The organism is Rhodococcus pyridinivorans, from assembly GCF_900105195.1.
Classification (GTDB): Bacteria; Actinomycetota; Actinomycetes; order Mycobacteriales; family Mycobacteriaceae; genus Rhodococcus; species Rhodococcus pyridinivorans.
This window is the reverse complement of record NZ_FNRX01000002.1, coordinates 1,871,126-1,890,750: the sequence shown is the minus strand read 5'-3', so window position 1 is coordinate 1,890,750 and position 19,625 is coordinate 1,871,126. Positions and strand designations below refer to the sequence as shown.

Annotated in this window: 3 protein-coding genes; all 3 read right to left on the bottom strand. The window is 68.4% G+C overall.

Annotated features, from left to right (window positions below):
• Positions 1-23 precede the first annotated feature (23 nt).
• The 3 genes from BLV31_RS09090 to BLV31_RS09080 all read right to left on the bottom strand — a co-directional run bounded on the left by BLV31_RS09090 (position 24) and on the right by BLV31_RS09080 (position 19,554).
• Complete coding sequence (locus BLV31_RS09090) at positions 24-5,882, bottom strand: non-ribosomal peptide synthetase (protein ID WP_064060449.1); 5,859 nt, start codon at positions 5,880-5,882, stop codon at positions 24-26.
• Between the two features lie 141 nt (positions 5,883-6,023).
• Positions 6,024-11,831, bottom strand: a complete 5,808-nt coding sequence (locus BLV31_RS09085; protein ID WP_074853052.1) for a non-ribosomal peptide synthetase — start codon at positions 11,829-11,831, stop codon at positions 6,024-6,026.
• A gap of 274 nt (positions 11,832-12,105) precedes the next feature.
• Positions 12,106-19,554 (bottom strand): non-ribosomal peptide synthetase, encoded by a 7,449-nt coding sequence (locus BLV31_RS09080; protein WP_081364956.1) that lies wholly within the window; start codon positions 19,552-19,554, stop codon positions 12,106-12,108.
• Positions 19,555-19,625 lie beyond the last annotated feature (71 nt).

The following is a 19,625-nucleotide window of genomic DNA, read 5'->3' as shown; positions in this document are numbered from 1 at the left end:
CAGAGATATCGAGTTCTTGCCGGTCAGCGCCCCGAATCGAGCCGTCGGCCGAGGGCGGGACCGATCACGGCCCAAGCCTTCCGGGTGGCGAGGTCCCAGTGGGAGACGGGGACCTCGCGCGTGGTCACCAGTCCGTTCACGAACGGGTACCACGTCTCTGCGGATGACGCGGAGCGGTCGGCCTCGGCGACGAAGACCGTCAGGTCCCCGTCGTAGACCTCGGGTCGATGTGACGCGAGGAGGGTGTAGGAGTGACGCACACCCTCGACGATCCGTTCGATCCGCTCCGGGGTGAGTACGTCGAACGGGGCCGGTAGACCCTCGACGATCTTCTGCGCGTTCTCGGGGGTGAGCTCGGTGAAGGGCACCGAGGCCTCCGGGACGTCCCTGCCGAAACCGAGGACCTCGGCGACGGTGGGTGCGGTCGCCCGCTCCGGAGCCGCAGCGCCTCGTGTCTCCGGGTAGGCGTCGAGCAGCGCGAGGGTCGGAACCTCCTGCCCGGCGCGGCGCAGTCGTATCGCGACGGCCTGGGCGAGGATGCCTCCCATCGACCAGCCGACGAGATGGTAGGGACCGTGCGGGTGGATCTCCCGGATACGCCGGGCGTACTCGTCCGCCCACGCATCGATGCTCGAGGGGAGAGCGCCACTCGCCCCGAGGGCGGGCGACTGCAGGCCGTAGACGGGACGGTCGCCCAGATACGGGACGAGACCGGCGAAGCCCCATGCGAGTCCCGTCACGGGATGGATGCAGAACACCGGCGCACCCTCCCCACCGGCACGCAGGGGTAGAACGAGATCCAGGCCTGCGTCGCCGAGTGCGTCTCGCGCCGAGTCGCCGAGTGCGTCTCGCGCCGAGTCACCGTGCGCATCGATCCGGGCGGCGAGTTCCTCGACGCCCGAATACAGGAAGAGCCAGGGCAATTCGACGTGGGCGTCGAGGACGTCCCGCAAGCGGGCGGCGACTTTCACGGCGCTGAGCGAGTTGCCCCCGATTCCGAAGAAGTCGTCGTCGAGACCCACGCGGTCCCGGGTACCGAGCACTTCCGCGTAGATCGAGGCGACGACCGTCTCCGTGCGGCTGCGCGGGGCGCGATACGGCGCCGAGGCGACCTCCGCTTCCGGAAGAGCCTTGCGGTCGAGCTTACCGTTGGCGTTGAGCGGCAGGACGTCGAGCGTGACGAAGCCCTGGGGGACCATGTAGGACGGCAGTGTCCGGGTCAGCGCGGCGCGGATCGACGCGATGTCGGGGGATTCGGCGACGGGAACCACGAATGCCACGATCCGATCGCCGTTCTGCACAGTGACGACGGCGTCACGAACCTGCGGAAGCGCACGCAACGCCGATTCGATCTCCCCCAGTTCGATGCGGAAACCCCGCACCTTCACCTGGAAGTCGGCGCGATCGAGGTATTCGAGCGTGCCCGACAGCCCGTCGTCGTCGAACCGCCAGCGCACGACGTCGCCGGTGCGATAAAGACGCGTACCGGGTGCACCGAACGGGTTCGCCACGAACCGTTCGGAGGTGAGCTCGGGACGCCCGAGGTAACCGCGAGCGAGCTGGGCACCGGCGAGATACAGCTCTCCCGCGACACCCGGAGGCACCGGATGCAGGCGGTCGTCGAGGACGAACACCTGCGTGTTGGGGATCGGCGACCCGATGGGCACGGATGTTTCCGCCGTCTCGGTGACTCGGTGGGCTGTCACCGAGACCGCCGCTTCGGTCGGACCGTAGAGGTTGACGAGGTCCGTGTCGGAGTGTTCGAGGGTGCGCTCCGCGGTGTCGACCGGAAGTACCTCGCCGATCGCCAGGACGCGTCGTAGCGAACCCGGCAGTTCTCCTTCTGCGTCGTCGAGCAGCGCATCGAGCATCGAGGGGACGACGTGCAGGGTCGTCACGTTCTCGCGGCGGATCAAGTCGTTGAGGTAGGCGGGGTCACGGTGTCCGTCGGGCGACGCGATGACGAGCTTCGCACCCGAGGTCGGCGCCGACCAGAACTCCCACACCGACAGGTCGAAGGTCGCGGCGGTCTTGAGGAGGACCGCGTCCCCCTCGCCGAGCCGGTACTCGTTCTTCTTCCAGACCAGCTGATTGACGATCGCCTCGTGCGAGACGACGACTCCCTTCGGACGGCCGGTCGAGCCCGAGGTGTAGATCACATACGCCGCGTTCCCGGCGCGCAGGGGTGCGAGACGGTCGGAGTTCCGCAGGGCGCGACCGTCGTACGCGGCGAGATCGACCGTGTCGACCTCGATCGTCGGGCGGTCACCGGGGAGGTCGATCCGGTCGCGGCCGGTGGTGAGCACACATGCCGGGTCGGCCGACTCCACGATGTACTCGATCCGCTCGCGGGGATGGTCGGGGTCGAGCGGCAGGTACGCTCCGCCGGCCTCGACGACGGCATACATCGCGACGACGAGATCGATCGAACGACGGATGGGGAGGGCGACGACCGTCTCGGGACCGACTCCGTGTTCGATCAGCATCCGTGCGAGACGGCGTACCCGCGTGGCGAATTCACTGTAGGTGAGTTCGCTCTTCGCATCGACGAGCGCGCAGGCCGACGGTGTTGAGCGGACCTGGTCGGCGAACAGGTCGGCGAGGGTCCGGCCGGGGCCCACCGCGACCTGCTCGGCCTCCCATGCTTCGAGCATGGCGGCGAGCTGGTCGGGATCGTGCAGGTCGATGTCGCCGACCACGACGTCCGCGTCGTCGGCGACGACCGACAGGATCCGCAGATAGCGGTCGACCATGCGGCGGACGGACGACTCGTCGAACAGGTCGGTGGCGTAACCGAATTCGATGTCGAACCCGCCGGGTCCGCCGTTCACGCCGCGGTCGACGATCGTGACGTGGAGGTCGAACCGGACCGACGAGGACGAGGCGTCGAGCGGTTCGACCCGCAGGCCCGGCAACTCGAGCGCGTCGAGGGTGAAATTGTGGTACGACAGGCCCACTTGAAAGAGGGGATGGCGCGCCGGCGACCGAACCGGGTCGAGCACCTCCACGAGCCGCTCGAACGGGACGTCGGCGTGGTCGAAGGCCGCGATGTCCACCCGGCGCGCCTGGTCGAGCAGTTCGGTGAAGGACGCGCCGAGGTCGACGTCGGTACGCAGGGCGAGCATGTTGACGAACATGCCCACGAGGTCGTCGAGCTCGGGTGCCGATCGACCCGCGACGGGCGTCCCGATCACCACGTCGTGGGTGTTCGACAGTCGCGCCAGCAGCGCCGCGAGCGCGGCGTGGACGACCATGAACGGCGTCGTCCCGGTGCGGCGTGCCAGCGCGGTGATCGACTCGTAGGTGTCGCCGTCGAGTTCGGTGCGCACGGTGCCGCCACCCGAGCCGAGGATGGCGGGGCGGACGTGGTCGGTGGCGAGGTCGAGGTGGTCGGGGATACCGGCGAGCGCTTCGGTCCAGTACGCCAGTTGCCGGCCGGCGACGGACCCGGGATCGTCGTCGCTGCCGAGGACCTCGCGCTGCCACAGCGTGTAGTCGGCGTACTGCACCGGCAGCGGCGTCCACGCCGGCGGACGGCCTTCGGCTCGGGCGGTGTACGCGGTCACGAGATCGCGCACGAGCGGCGCGAGCGACGTGCCGTCACCGGCGATGTGGTGCATCACGAGCATGAGCACGTGGTCGTCGGTTCCGGTCTCGAACAGGTGCGCGCGGACCGGCACCTCCGCGGTCACGTCGAAACCACGTCCGGCGACGGTCGCGAGCCGCTCGACCAGTGCCTCTGCCGGAACCTGCTCCACCGGCACGTCGACCGTGACCCTCCCGGGTTCGAGGATGCGCTGTTCCCCGGTACCGTCGACCTCCGGGTAGACCGTGCGCAGCGTCTCGTGACGTTCGACGATGTCGGCGAACGCCGTACGCATCGCGTCGATGTCGAGGGTGCCCGCGAGCCGGACCGCCAGCGGAATGTTGTAGACGGCGGACTCGGGATCGAGGCGGTTGAGGAACCACATGCGCTGCTGAGCGTAGGACAGGGGCAGGCGTGCGGGTCTGAGCCGTGCGACGAGCGGCACCGTTCCGCCGGACGAGGTGGCGTCGAGGCGGCACGCGAGTCCCGCGACGGTCGGTTCCTCGAACAGCGCCGCGGCACCGACCGTGACTCCGAGCCGTGTCCGGAGACGACCGGTGACGGAGGTCGCGAGCAGCGAGTTGCCGCCGAGATCGAAGAAGTTGTCGTCGAGCCCGACCCGGTCCACCCCGAGCACGTCGGCGAACACCTCGGCGATCGCCCGTTCCGATACCGTCGCGGGGGAACGGAACTCGGTGGCCGTGATCCCGGGTTCCGGCAGGGCGGCGCGGTCGACCTTGCCGGACGGGGTGAGGGGAATCCGGTCGAGGACGACGACCGCTGCGGGAACCATGTACGCCGGAAGCAGGTCTGCGACGTGGCGGGTGAGGACATCCGCATCGAGCGCCGCACCGGCACCGTGCACGTACGCCACGAGGCGTGTCTCCCCGGCAGGTGTCGGACGGCCGAGGGTGACGGCGAAATCCACTCCGGGGAAGGACGACAGCGCCGCGTCGATCTCCCCGAGTTCGATGCGGAAACCGCGCACCTTCACCTGGAAGTCGTTGCGGCCCACGTAGACGATGCCCGCATCGGCGCTTTCGGGTCCACGGACGACGTCACCGGTGCGGTACATCCGTGTGCCTCCGGCAGCCGCGACGAATCGTGTCGCCGTCAATCCGGGACGTCCGTGATAGCCGCGGGCCACGCCCGGACCCGAGACGTACAGTTCCCCCACGACACCTGCGGGAACCGGATGCAGACGCGAGTCCAGCACGGACTCCGACACGTTGCGGATCGGGGGCCCGATCGTCACCCGGTCGCCGGGAGCGAGTTCGTCCGAGATGTTCGACATGATCGTCGTCTCGGTGGGGCCGTAGCCGTTGAAGAATCGGCGTCCGGGAGCCCATCGCGTCACCAGTTCGGGCGGGCATGCCTCACCACCGACGACGACCGTGTTCAGCATGCCGAGCCCGGACGGGTCCACCGAGGACAACGCGGCCGGAGTGACGAAGGCGTGGGTGACCCCGTGTTGCAGAACGAATTCTGCGAATTCGCCACCGCCGAAGACCGAGCGCGGCGTCACGACCATGGTCGACGACGCCCCGACCGCCAGGAGCAGTTCGAGTACGGAAGCGTCGAAACTCGGCGATGCGAAGTGCAGGGTGCGCGAATCGGCCGTCAGGCCGTAGCGTTCGACCTGCTCCGCACAGAAGTTCGCGAGACCTGTATGGGTGACGACCACACCCTTGGGCCGTCCGGTCGAACCGGACGTGTAGATGACGTAGGCGGCGTTGTCCGGTCGCAGCGGACCGCGTCGCTCGTCGAAGCCCACCGGGGTCGAGGCCAGCGCCTCCGCTTCGGACGACACGTCCGGTGCATCGATCCGCAGCCACTCGACGGTCTCCGGCAACGAGGAAGCGGTGTCCGAAAGGGTCAGTCCGGTAACAGCGCCGGAGTCGACCACCATGTGCTCGACCCGATCGGGCGGGTATGTGGGGTCGACGGGAACGAAGGCCGCGCCCGTCTTGGCGACGGCCCAGGTGGCGACCACCGATTCCGGCGACCGGACGAAAGCCAGCGCCACGACGTCCTCGGGGCCGATACCACGGCCGATCAGCAGTCGCGCCAGACGTGACGAAGCGGCGTCGAGTTCCGCGTAGGTCGTCGATCCCGATTCGGAGAGCATCGCGATACCGGAAGGATCGCGCTCGACCGCCGCGGCCAGCAGATGCGGGAGAAGCGCGGTCGCGGGACGGCGGCGTAGACGGTGATTCCACCGGCGAGAACCGCGCTGTCGGTGAGCGTCTGCGGACACCGCCGGACTCGATTCCGGCCCGATTGCACTGGTGGTCATGCCCTCCCCGATCTCGCCGGGGGTACGCAGAACCAGACGTCGCGAGAGTTCGCGGCGCCCATCGATCGAGCATCTGTGTGGACTGGTCCCCGACTACCGGTCCACATCTGCCGATCGTGATCGAGTCTGGCACAGGCCGGGCTAGGGCTCCACTCGAACGGACGGACCGACTCCGCCTCCCCGGTTGCCCGACTGGGCAATTCGGACATTCTCACCGCTGGTGAACTTCGCCAGGATCGGCCCGATCTCACGGCATCCTTCATCGGAGGTGATGCCCCAGTGATCGACGTCCACGATGTGCCGCACCACGCGACCGGTGACGAACGGATCCCATTCCCGAAGCGAAGGCTGTTCCCGGCGGGAGGATTTCCCGGCCTCGACGAACAACATGTTCCCGTCGAACAGGCCCGGTGTGTGACCTTCGAGCACCTCGAAGGAGTGGGTTATGCCGCGCAGAATCCCGTCGAGGGGAAGCGACCCGAGCGCCGGCCCGTTGTCGTCCGCCGGGTTGTTTGTGAAACGAAACACACCCGCGGGTGGTGTGTCGCCACCCTGCCCGGCCCCGATCAGGCCTGCCATCGCGACCTCCGCCGGATCGACCCGATCGGTCAGGACGATCCGTACGTGCGCGTCGAGGAGGGTCAGCGACGAGACGATCGAGCCCGCGCGCTGCAACCGGACCGCCATCTCGTGAGCGATGACGCCACCCATCGACCAACCGACGAGGTGATACGGACCGGCGGGCCGGACTTCACGAACGGCCTCGACGTAGACGGCGGCCCATTCCTCGATGGTTCCGGGTAAAGGCGCGTCACCCGACAGTGCCGGTGACTGCAGTCCGTAGACCGGGCGTCCGCCCTCCACGTACTCGGCCAGCCCGGCGAAACTCCACGCCAGGCCTACGACGGGATGCACGAAGAACACCGGTGGACCATCGGCATCCGGTGTGCGCAGCGGTAGCACGATGTCGAAAGCTGCCCTGCGTCCGTCCTCGCCGGTCGGGTCGGTGCGATCGATCCGTTCCGCGAGATCGGCGACCACAGGACTGTCGAAGATCCACTCGACCGGCACGGTGTGCCCCACCGCAGCCGCCAACTCGCCGTGGACGGCGATCGCGAGCAACGACGTTCCGCCGAGTGCGAAGAAGTCGTCGTCACGTCCCACTCGCTCGATCCGGAGCGTGCGAGCGAATGCCGACGCGACAGTTGCTTCGGTGTCCGTCCGTGGCGGACGGTACCGAGCGGCTTCGGCCCGCAGAACGGGAAGAGCATTGCGGTCGAGTTTTCCGGTGGTCCCTCGGGGCAGTCGGTCGAGCAGGCCGATCGCGGTCGGAATCATGTATCCCGGCAGCCGCTCGGTGAGGGCAGGTCGTAGCGCTTCCACGTCGAGGTCGGTGTCGTCGTCCGCCACGACGAAGGCCACCAGCCGGTCTCCCCGGTCCGCATCTTTCTGCACCGCCGCAGCGGCGGTGATCACCCCCGGGCACGAACGCAGCGCATCCTCGATCTCGGCCAGTTCGACCCGGAAACCGCGGATCTTCACCTGCTGGTCCCGACGTCCCACATACTCGAGTTCGGTGCCGGCCGATGTCTCCACCCACCGCACCAGATCACCGGTGCGGTACAACCGTCCGTCGCCGAACGGGTCCGCGACGAACCGAGCGGCGGTCTCTGCCGTACGGCCGAGGTATCCGCGCGCAAGCTGCACCCCACCCAGATACAACTCGCCCACGACCCCCACCGGAACCGGGTTCAGGCGCCCATCGAGCACGCGCACGGTCGTGTTCCATGCGGGCACACCGATCGGAACGACATGCAGGTCGTCCTCCCGCACCTCGTGGGCAGTGACCGAGACGGTCGCCTCGGTGGGACCGTAGAGATTCGTCAGCACGGCATCCGAGCACTTCCGGAATCCCTCGGCCGAGGCGGGCGACAGCGCTTCCCCGATGGACAGCACCCGGCGCAACGAGGCGGGATATCCGCCGGTCGCTGCCGCGGTGAGCATATCGAGCATGGTCGGTACGGAGTGGAAGGTGGTGACCTCCTCCCGGTCCATCAAGGCCAGCATCGCCGCAGGATCGAGATACCGTCCGGGCGGCGGAACGACCAGGCATCCACCGGAAGTGAGCGCACCCCAGAACTCCCACACCGACAGGTCGAAGGTCGGCGGTGTGTGCAGCACTGCCACTTCACGGTGGTCCGCTCCGAACCGGGAACGGATCCATTCCAGCTGGTTCACCACCGCCCGGTGCGGGACGACCACTCCCTTCGGTGTTCCCGTGGAGCCCGAGGTGAACAGCACGTAGGCCGCATTGTCGGGTGACAGCGGCGAAGTCCGGTCCGCATCGGTGAAATCGTCCGCCGGCAACTCTTCCCACGCCGGGTCGTCGATGTCGAACAGAACCGCGTCACGGGTATCGACCGTGCGGGTTGCGCCGGTCGTCTTCGACGAACGGAGAACGAGCGCGGGACGGGCGGTGTCCACGATCTGTTCGATCCGGCCGGACGGCAGAGAAGGATCGAGGGGCACGTAGGCGCCGCCGGCCGTCGAGACGGCGAACATCGCGACGACGAGCTCGAGAGAGTTCGGCATCAGAAGCCCCACCCGGGTCTCGGGTCCGACACCTGCTGCGACGAGTGCGCGTGCCGTACGGTTCACCCGCGCAGCGAATTCCCGGTACGACGCTCGTCCGCCGGGGTGGACCACCGCGGTGGCCTCCCGGACACGGGATACGTTTCTGCGGAAGAGCTCCGGTAGCGTCTGCGCGTCGGCCGGGTGTCGCCGGCCGCCCGAGATGTGCAGGAGGCGGGTGCGTTGCGCGGGGTCGAGCATCTGTGCGTCGCCCACCGGCCGCGTGGGGTCGGTCACGAGGTCGCGAACCAGGCGCACGAACATGTCCGCGAGTGCCTGCGCGGTGGACTCCTCGAAGAGCTCTGTCGCGTAGGTGAGCACACCGGCCAACCCGTCCACCACGCCCTCGCCGTCGTAGCGTTCGGCGAGGATCAGGTGCAGATCGAATTGGGAGACGTTCCTTTCCGCTGCGAGACTTTCGGCCTCGAGACCCGGTAGGTCGAGATACGCGCGCGACAGGTTCTGGAAGGACAATCCGACCTGGAACAACGGGTGGTGCGCGAGAGACCGCACCGGATCGAGCACCTCGACGAGACGCTCGAACGGCACGTCGGCGTGCGCGAACGCGGCGAGGTCCGCCTTCCGGACCCGGGAGAGCAGAGTGGAGAACGACTCCGCGAGATCTACCTCGGCCCGGAAGACGATGGTGTTGACGAACATTCCGACGAGGTCGTCCAGTGCCGGGTCGTTCCGTCCCGCGACGGGAGTGCCGACCACGATGTCGCGCATGCCGGACATCCGGGAGAGCAGCACCGCGAACGCCGCGTGAACCACCATGAACGGCGTGGCGCCGTGATCCTGCGCAAGTGCCCGGAGCGCCGTGTGGACCTCCGTACCGATCGAGACATCCACGCTTGCACCACGATACGACTGCACCTTCGGCCGCGGGTGATCGGCGGGAAGGTCGATCCGGTCGGGAATTCCGTCGAGGGCGCGACGCCAGAAATCCATCTGTCGGGAGGACATCGAGCCGGGATCGGACTCGTCGCCGAGGATCTCGCGCTGCCAGAGTGCGTAGTCCGCGTACTGCACGGACAATTCGGGGAGCCGCGGTTCCGAACCGGAGAGTCGGGCGACGTAGCAAGCCGCAAGATCCCGGGTCAGCGGCCCCATCGAGTAGCCGTCGGCGGAGATGTGGTGCACCACGACGACGAGCACGTGCTCCTCCGGCGCCGTCCGGAGGAGTTCGACGAGGAACGGGACCTCACGTGTGACATCGAATCGAGTGCAGACGACTCGTTCGATCCTGCCGGCCAGTGCATCCGGCGAGATGTCGACCGGGACGAGCACGGACCGCACCGAGTCCGCACCGAGAATGTGCTGTACGGGACGGCCGTCGACCTCCGGGTAGACCGTCCGCAACGACTCGTGCCTGGCCACGACGTCATCGATCGCACGGCCGAGCGCGTCTGCGTCGAGCGCTCCGGTGAACCGGACGACGACCGGAATGTTATAGGCCGCAGACGAATCGACACGGTTGAGGAACCACATGCGTTGCTGCGCCAACGACAACGGCACCCGCTCCGGACGCTCCCGCACCGCCAACACCACAGTCCCGGCACCGGCACCGGCGGTGTCGATATCGACACGGGCCGCCAACTCCTGCACCGACGACGTCTCGAACACCACCGGCACCGCCACCCGATACCCCAACCGCGCCGACAACCGCGCCACCAACCGCGTCGCCGCCAACGAATTACCCCCCAGATCGACGAACGAATCATCCAACCCGACCCGCTCGACCCCCAGAACCTGCGCGACCTCCTCGGCCACCGCGATCTCCACCGATGTCCGCGGCGCCCGATACTCGGCCACCTCGAACACCGGCGCCGGCAACGCCGCCCGATCGACCTTCCCCACCGGCGTCAGCGGCACCTCGTCGAGCACCGTCACCGACGACGGCACCATATAACCGGGCAACACCTCCCCCACCGACGCGCGCACCTGCGCCGGATCGAGCACCGCCCCCGCCTCGGGCACCACATACGACACCAACGCCGACTCCCCCGACGCCAACGCCGCCCCCACCGTCACCGCGAAACCGACCCCCGGCACCGACGACAACACCGCATCGATCTCCCCCAACTCGATCCGGAACCCCCGAATCTTGACCTGGAAATCACTGCGCCCCACATACTCGAACACCCCATCGCCGCCCCGACGCACCAGATCCCCCGTCCGGTACATCCGACCACCCGGAGTGAACGGATCGGCCACGAACCGCGCCGCGGTCAACCCGAACCGACCGTGATAACCCCGCGCCACCTGCGCCCCGGCCACATACAACTCACCGACCACACCCTCGGGCACCGGACGCAACCGCTCATCGAGCACGAACGCCCCCACCCCCGCGATCGCCGACCCGATCACCACCGGCGCATCGGGCACCAACTCCGCCGACGAGGTCGCCAGAATCGTCGTCTCCGTCGGACCATAGGCATTGAAGAACCGCCGCCGACCCGGCACCGACCACCGCCGCACCAGATCCGGGGTGAACGACTCACCCGCCACGACCACCACACGCAGAGCATCCAACCCGGCAGGATCCATCGACCCCAACGCACCCGGCGTCATGAACACATGCGACACCGACTGCGACGCAATCACATCCGCCAGATCCGGACCACCACCAACCCCCGCCGGCGCCACCACCACCGTCGCCCCCGCCGAGAACCCCACCCCCAACTCGAGCAACGACACATCGAAACTCGGCGAACACACATGCAACACCCGCGACGAGCCATCGACCCCGAAATGCTCACGCTCGGCCGCAATCACCCCACCGACACCGGCATGCGAGACCACCACACCCTTCGGCCGCCCCGTCGACCCCGAGGTATAAATCATCCACGCCGCATCCGACGGCTCGAGCGAACGCACCCGATCCGCATACGAGACCGGCCGCGACGACAACCCCCGCACCTGCGCGGCCACCGACACCTCGTCGACCACCACCACCGGCACCGACCCCGCCGACCCGGCCACCACCTGCGCCACCGACGCCACCGTCAACGCCAACACCGCACCCGAATCGGCCACCATGAACTGCACCCGCTCAGCCGGATAACCCGGATCCACCGGCACGAACGTCGCCCCCGACTTCGCCACCGCCCACAACACCACCACCGACTCGAGCGACCGCGGCACCGCCACCACCACCGCATCCCCCGGCCCCACCCCACGACCGATCAACCACCGCGCCCACCGCGACGACACCGCATCGAGCTCCCGATACGACAACGACCGAGAACCCTCCACCACCGCCACCGCATCACCGGCCGACTCCACCGCCGACACCAACAACTGCGGCAACAACACACCACGACGACCACGCCCACGCCGCTCCGGGCGGGGTCCGCCGGACCGGCGACCACTCCGCGACTGTGTCGCGGCTCCTCCGAACCTGTCGATTCCTCGTTCGGACCCCGCCTCGGCCACGTGACAACTCCTCCCGTCGGAGCACCCCGACGGCCCCGGTCACGGTAAAGTTACCGTTCGGTCACGTGTCCTGCACGCCCGATGGGGAGGGCCGTCGGGCGCTCGTGTTCGTCACAGATCACAATCCGTCCTGAGTGTCACCCCGAGAAGTCGATCATGAACCGGACGACCACGGGTGAGTTCTCGCGCAGATGGTGGCGTCGACCGATTCGGAAGCCGCCGTCCGGATCCCGTCCGTGACCGAGACGAACTCGAGATCCGCACAGCCGACGAGGTCGGCCACCGCCTCACCGGGAACGAATGCGTGTGTCACCCATTCCTCTTCCGCAGCACGGGCGAGATCGTCACGGTTTTCGGGAACGATCACGACAGCACCGGCCAGTGCGGCAGCGAGCACCGCATATACCGACCAGGGGTCTGCCGCCCGCCCTGACACCAGGATCCGAGCATCGTAGGTGAGACCGAACTCGGTGTGATCGCGGCGAAGAGCAGCCACCGCACGTCCCTGAGTGAGGTCGCCCTGCGGCAGCCTCAGCGCAGGGTCCCCGGCACGGAGGACGGACGTGCGCTCGGTGTAGGCGACGGGGCGCTCCGATTGCACCGACACCCTCGACACCAGTTCCGGGTCGTCCATCGGAAGCAGAACCGCCGAGCCGTCGGCGGTGCGCTGTGAGGTCGTGAGAATCCAACGAGCCTCGGAGGACGTCCCCACCGCGATCGCGGCCCCCGCCTTCACGGTTGCCCAGATCGCGGTCACCAGGTCGATTCCGGCGGGGACATCAACGGCGACGGTCTCGCCCGGACCCGCACCGAGCGAGATCAGATGCCGCGCCCACCGAGAGGATCGTTTCTCGACCTCCGCGAAGGTCGACTCGGTCTCGCCGAACACGACGGCAGGAGCGTCCGGATCCGATTCGACCACAACGCGCAGTTCCTGGGCGATCGTCGTATCGGGGACCTGCGAAGACGACTCCGGCACGGCGCGAGGGGCACCGGTGACCACCGCGACCTCGTCAGCGGTCCGGATATCGATGTCCCCGACCACCGCGGCGGGATCGGCGGCCACCGCGTCGAGCACCGCCACGAATCGACGCGCGTAGGCCTCCGCGGTGTCCGCGTCGAACAGATCGGTCGCGTAGGTGAAGGCAACCGCCATCCCACCCGGCCCGCTCGCGGAGTCCTCCCGAGGCTCCACCGTGACCTGCAGATCGAACTTGGCGGAGAGCTCTCCCGTGTCGAGCGCTTCGACGGTCAGCTCCGGCAGTTCCATACGCACGGGGTCGAGGTTCTGGAAGGACAGCACCGTCTGGAAGACCGGATGCCGGGAGCTCGAACGAGCGATCCCCAGTTCGTCCACGACACGCTCGAACGGCACGTCCGCATTCGCGAAGGCTTCGAGGTCGCCGGCTCGGACCGTGTCGAGCAGGGCGTCGAACGCCGTGGCCGGGTCGACGTCGCTGCGCAGTGCCAGCGTGTTGACGAACATGCCGACCACGTCGTCGAGTGCCCGAGCACCGCGCCCGGCCACTGCCGTCCCGATCACGACGTCGCGCGAACTGCTCAGTCTCGACAGCAACACCGCGAGAGCGGCATGCACCACCATGAACAGCGAGGCACGATGTTCCGAGGCGAGAATGTCGAGGCGAGCACGGGTATCCGCGGACACATCGATCATGGTCGTGGCACCGCGGGTGCTGGTTTGTGCGGGTCGCGGCCGGTCGGCGGGAAGGTCCAGCAGGTCCGGCACCCCTGCCAGGCGTTCACGCCAGTAGTCGAGCTGCTTCCCCGCAGGCGATGCCGGATCGTCGGCGTCCCCGAACACGTCCTGCTGCCACAGCGCGAAGTCCGCATACTGCACCTCGAGCGGAGGGAGCTCGACGGAGCTGCCGGAGATGCGCCCGATGTACGCCGACACGAGGTCGCGGGCGAGCGGTGCGAGCGACGCACCGTCCGCCGAGATGTGGTGCACGACGAGCACGAGGACGTGGTCGTCCGGCGTGAGCGAGACCAACCGGCCCCGCACGGGTACGTCTGTGGATACATCGAAGCCCTGCGACGCGACCTCCACGACCGCCTCGAACGCCTCTCCCTCGGTACCCGCGGTGACGACCGTCAGTTCCTCGACCGCGTCGACGGACCGGATCCGCTGGTACGGACCGTGATCGTCGTACGGGTAGACGGTACGCAGTGTCTCGTGGCGCTCGACCACATCGCGCACGGAAGCTGCGAGTGCCTCGGTGTCGAGGTTTCCGCGCAGCCGAATCGCCAGGGGGATGTTGTAGGTGGACGAACCGGGGTCGAGCTGATTGAGCACCCACATCCGCTGCTGTGCGAGCGAGAGCGGGATGCGATCGGGACGCGGCCGTGCGACGAGCTCCGGCACCGCGCGATCGGAACTGCCGCCATCGACGCGCGCCGCCAGACCCGCGACGGTGGGAGCTTCGAACAGTTCCCGGATGGCCAGGCTCGCTCCGGTCGCCTCGTTGATGCGGGCGACGACCCGTGTCGCGACGAGGGAGTTGCCGCCGAGGTCGAAGAACGAGTCGTCGGCACCGACGCGTTCGATACCCAGCACCTCGGCCCAGACCTGCGCGACGATCCGTTCCGATTCGGTGGCCGGTTCGCGGAAACGATCGGCGTCGATGTCGATGCGGGGCACGGGGAGAGCGCGCCGGTCGAGCTTGCCGTTCACCGTGAGCGGCAGTTCGTCGAGCACGGTCACCACATCGGGAACCATGTACCCCGTGAGAAATTCGGATGCGTGCGCGCGCACCGCGGCCGGATCGACGGTTTCACCGGTGCGGGCGACGACGTAACCGACGAGACGTTCGCCGAGTCCGTCGTCCCGGACCATCGCGACCGCCTGTGCGACACCCGGAGCCTGCAGCAGCTGCGACTCGATCTCGCCCAGTTCGATACGGAAGCCGCGGAGCTGGACCTGCGAGTCGCTGCGGCCCGCGTATTCGAGGATGCCTTCGCCGTTCCACCGCGCGATGTCGCCGGTGCGGTAGAGACGACCGCGACCGAAGGGGTTCGCGACGAAGCGCGCGACCGTCAGGTCGGGGCGTCCGAGATATCCGCGGGAGAGCTGGTCGCCGGAAATGTACAGCTCCCCCGGCACGCCGGCGGGCACGGGATGCAGACGCCGGTCGAGGACGTAGGCGTCCAATCCGGGAAGCGAGCGTCCGATCGCGCTGGCGGCACCGGCCTTCGCGAGGGCGCGGTCGATGCGCTGGTACGACACGTGCACCGTGGTCTCGGTGATGCCGTACATGTTCACCAGTTGTGGGCCGGCGGGGTGACGATCGAACCAGCCCGCGAGCCGGGCCGGGTCGAGTGCCTCGCCGCCGAAGACGACGTAGCGCAGCGCGAGCGGTGCCGTGTCGGCCGCGAGAGTGCGATCGGCCTCGTCGAACTGGTAGAACGCCGACGGCGTCTGGTTGAGCACCGTGACGCCCTCGCGCCGCACGAGCTGCGCGAACAGCTCGGGTGACCGGGAGGTGAGGTAGTCGACGACGACGAGCCGGCCCCCGTACAGCAGCGGTCCCCACAGTTCCCACACCGAGAAGTCGAAGGCGTAGGAGTGGAACAGCGTCCACACGTCGTCCGGGCCGAAGCCGAAGCGGGGCTCGGCGTTGGCGAAGAGGGTCAGCACGTTCCGGTGCGTGACGGCGACACCCTTGGGGCGGCCGGTCGAACCGGAGGTGAAGATGACGTACGCGAGATCGTCCGGTTGCGGCGATGCGATCCGGTCGGCGTCGGTGAGCGGATCGGCCGAGACCGAGTCGTCGTTCTGTGCGTCGGCGACATCGAGCATCTCGATTCCGCTGCCGCGCAACGCCTCCGCTCCGGGCTCGTCTCCGAGTGCATCGGAGGTGAGGATCACGCGGGGCCGCGCCTGGTCGAGGATGTACCGCACACGGTCCTGCGGGTGAGCGGTGTCGATCGGCAGGTAGGCGCCGCCGGAGAGCACGACCGCGGTGAGGGCGACCACGAGGTCCTCGGTCCGCGGCAGGGCCACCGCGACGAGAGTTCCCGGTCCGATGCCGGCGCCGACGAGCCGGCGTGCGATCCGGTTCGCGCGGGCACCGAGCTCGGCGTACGTGAGGGTCGTCTCGCCGTGGGTCACCGCGGCATTCGCGGCGTGGGCGCACACGACTGCGTCGAAACGTGCAGCCAGCGTGGCCGGTTCGACGACCGGGACGGATTCGCCGAGCGTGTTCCACTCGGTGAGGATGCGGTCGAGTTCGTCGTCGGTGACGAGCGGCACGTCGCCGACCGCGATGCGCGGATCGGTGGTGACCGCCTGGAGGATCCGCGAGAACCGTTCTGCGACAGCGGCGACGGTCTGCTGATCGAACAGTTCGGTGGCGTAGTTGAACTCCACCACGAGACCGGAGGGATCGCCGGCGGCGTCGACGACATCCGCGACGGTGACCTGCAGGTCGAACTTGGCGACCTGCGCGTCGAAGTCGATACCGGAGACGGTGAGCTCGGGCAGTTCCAGCTGCGAGACCGGCATGTTCTGGAAGGTGAGCATGACCTGGAAGAGCGGATGACGTGCCTGCGAACGAGGCGGATCGAGCACCTCGACGAGCCGCTCGAACGGCACGTCGGCGTGCGTGAACGCCTCGAGGTCGGCCGTGCGCACCGAGTCGAGGAAGTCGCCGAAGGACGCCCCGGACTCGACTGGTGTACGCAGCACCAGGGTGTTGACGAACATGCCCACCAGGTCGTCGAGCGCGGCGTCGCCGCGGCCGGCGACGGGGGTACCGATCGTGATGTCGTCGTTGCCGCCGAGCCGCGCCAGAAGTACAGCGAGCGCGGCGTGGACGACCATGAATTCCGTTGCGCCGCTGCGGCGGGCCAGATCGGCGATCGCTGCGCGGACGCGCTCGTCGAGGGTGAGCCGGTGTGAGGCACCCCGATAGCTCGCGACGGCCGGCCGGGGACGATCGGACGGCAGCGTCGACTCTTCCGGCAGATCCGCGAGGGTCCGCTTCCAGAAATCGGTCTCCCGCGCCATGAGCGACTCGGGGTCGGACTCGTCTCCGAGGATCTCGCGCTGCCAGAGTGTGTAGTCCGCGTACTGCACCTCGAGCGGTGCCCATCCGGGTTCCCCGCCCGCGACACGCGCGGCGTAGGCCGTCACCACGTCGCGGGTCAGCGGTCCCATCGAGTAGCCGTCGGCGGAGATGTGGTGCACCACGACGACGAGCACGTGCTCGTCCGGGGCCACGGAGAACAGGCGCACTCGGATCGGAACCTGTTGCGTCACATCGAATCCGGTGGTGACCGCTTCGGCGACCCTGGCCGGGACCTCATCGGCGTCGACGATCTCGGGGCGGACCTCGACGACCGCGTCCGCGGCGGGCAGCACCTGCTGGTAGCCGACACCGTCGATCTCGGGGTAGACGGTGCGAAGCGATTCGTGGCGTTTCACCACGTCGGAGACCGCCGCCTGCAACGCGTTGGTGTCCAGTCGTCCCGAAAGGCGAATGGCCACAGGGATGTTGTTCACGGCGGAGTGCGGTTCGAGCCGGTTGAGGAACCACATGCGTTGCTGCGCCAACGACAACGGCACCCGCTCCGGACGCTCCCGCACCGCCAACACCACAGTCCCGGCACCGGCACCGGCGGTGTCGATATCGACACGGGCCGCCAACTCCTGCACCGACGACGTCTCGAACACCACCGGCACCGCCACCCGATACCCCAACCGCGCCGACAACCGCGCCACCAACCGCGTCGCCGCCAACGAATTACCCCCCAGATCGACGAACGAATCATCCAACCCGACCCGCTCGACCCCCAGAACCTGCGCGACCTCCTCGGCCACCGCGATCTCCACCGATGTCCGCGGCGCCCGATACTCGGCCACCTCGAACACCGGCGCCGGCAACGCCGCCCGATCGACCTTCCCCACCGGCGTCAGCGGCACCTCGTCGAGCACCGTCACCGACGACGGCACCATATAACCGGGCAACACCTCCCCCACCGACGCGCGCACCTGCGCCGGATCGAGCACCGCCCCCGCCTCGGGCACCACATACGACACCAACGCCGACTCCCCCGACGCCAACGCCGCCCCCACCGTCACCGCGAAACCGACCCCCGGCACCGACGACAACACCGCATCGATCTCCCCCAACTCGATCCGGAACCCCCGAATCTTGACCTGGAAATCACTGCGCCCCACATACTCGAACACCCCATCGCCGCCCCGACGCACCAGATCCCCCGTCCGGTACATCCGACCACCCGGAGTGAACGGATCGGCCACGAACCGCGCCGCGGTCAACCCGAACCGACCGTGATAACCCCGCGCCACCTGCGCCCCGGCCACATACAACTCACCGACCACACCCTCGGGCACCGGACGCAACCGCTCATCGAGCACGAACGCCCCCACCCCCGCGATCGCCGACCCGATCACCACCGGCGCATCGGGCACCAACTCCGCCGACGAGGTCGCCAGAATCGTCGTCTCCGTCGGACCATAGGCATTGAAGAACCGCCGCCGACCCGGCACCGACCACCGCCGCACCAGATCCGGGGTGAACGACTCACCCGCCACGACCACCACACGCAGAGCATCCAACCCGGCAGGATCCATCGACCCCAACGCACCCGGCGTCATGAACACATGCGACACCGACTGCGACGCAATCACATCCGCCAGATCCGGACCACCACCAACCCCCGCCGGCGCCACCACCACCGTCGCCCCCGCCGAGAACCCCACCCCCAACTCGAGCAACGACACATCGAAACTCGGCGAACACACATGCAACACCCGCGACGAGCCATCGACCCCGAAATGCTCACGCTCGGCCGCAATCACCCCACCGACACCGGCATGCGAGACCACCACACCCTTCGGCCGCCCCGTCGACCCCGAGGTATAAATCATCCACGCCGCATCCGACGGCTCGAGCGAACGCACCCGATCCGCATACGAGACCGGCCGCGACGACAACCCCCGCACCTGCGCGGCCACCGACACCTCGTCGACCACCACCACCGGCACCGACCCCGCCGACCCGGCCACCACCTGCGCCACCGACGCCACCGTCAACGCCAACACCGCACCCGAATCGGCCACCATGAACTGCACCCGCTCAGCCGGATAACCCGGATCCACCGGCACGAACGTCGCCCCCGACTTCGCCACCGCCCACAACACCACCACCGACTCGAGCGACCGCGGCACCGCCACCACCACCGCATCCCCCGGCCCCACCCCACGACCGATCAACCACCGCGCCCACCGCGACGACACCGCATCGAGCTCCCGATACGACAACGACCGAGAACCCTCCACCACCGCCACCGCATCACCGGCCGACTCCACCGCCGACACCAACAACTGCGGCAACAACACACCACGACGACCACGCCCACGCCGCTCCGGGCGGGCAGCACGCTCGGAACGCGCGGCACGCTCGGGGCGGGGAGCACGTTCGGGGCGGGGAGCACGTTCGGGACGCGACGCCCGGGCACGAGCGCGATCGGCCGGAGATACGTGCGAGTCCGCGTCACTCGATCGCGATGCGTTTACCGGAGTGGCTCCGTCCGCGCTGCCGTCGTGTCGTGAACGCATGAAAAAGCCCACACCCTTCGCTTTCGATACCAGTGGTCGCGCCTGCGAACCGAGCAAGCATAGTCATCCAC

Excerpts from the sequence above, each read along its gene's own strand:
- BLV31_RS09090 (WP_064060449.1), bottom strand. The coding sequence starts at position 5,882 with ATGACCACCAGTGCAATCGGGCCGGAATCGAGTCCGGCGGTGTCCGCA.
- BLV31_RS09080 (WP_081364956.1), bottom strand. The coding sequence starts at position 19,554 with ATGCGTTCACGACACGACGGCAGCGCGGACGGAGCCACTCCGGTAAAC.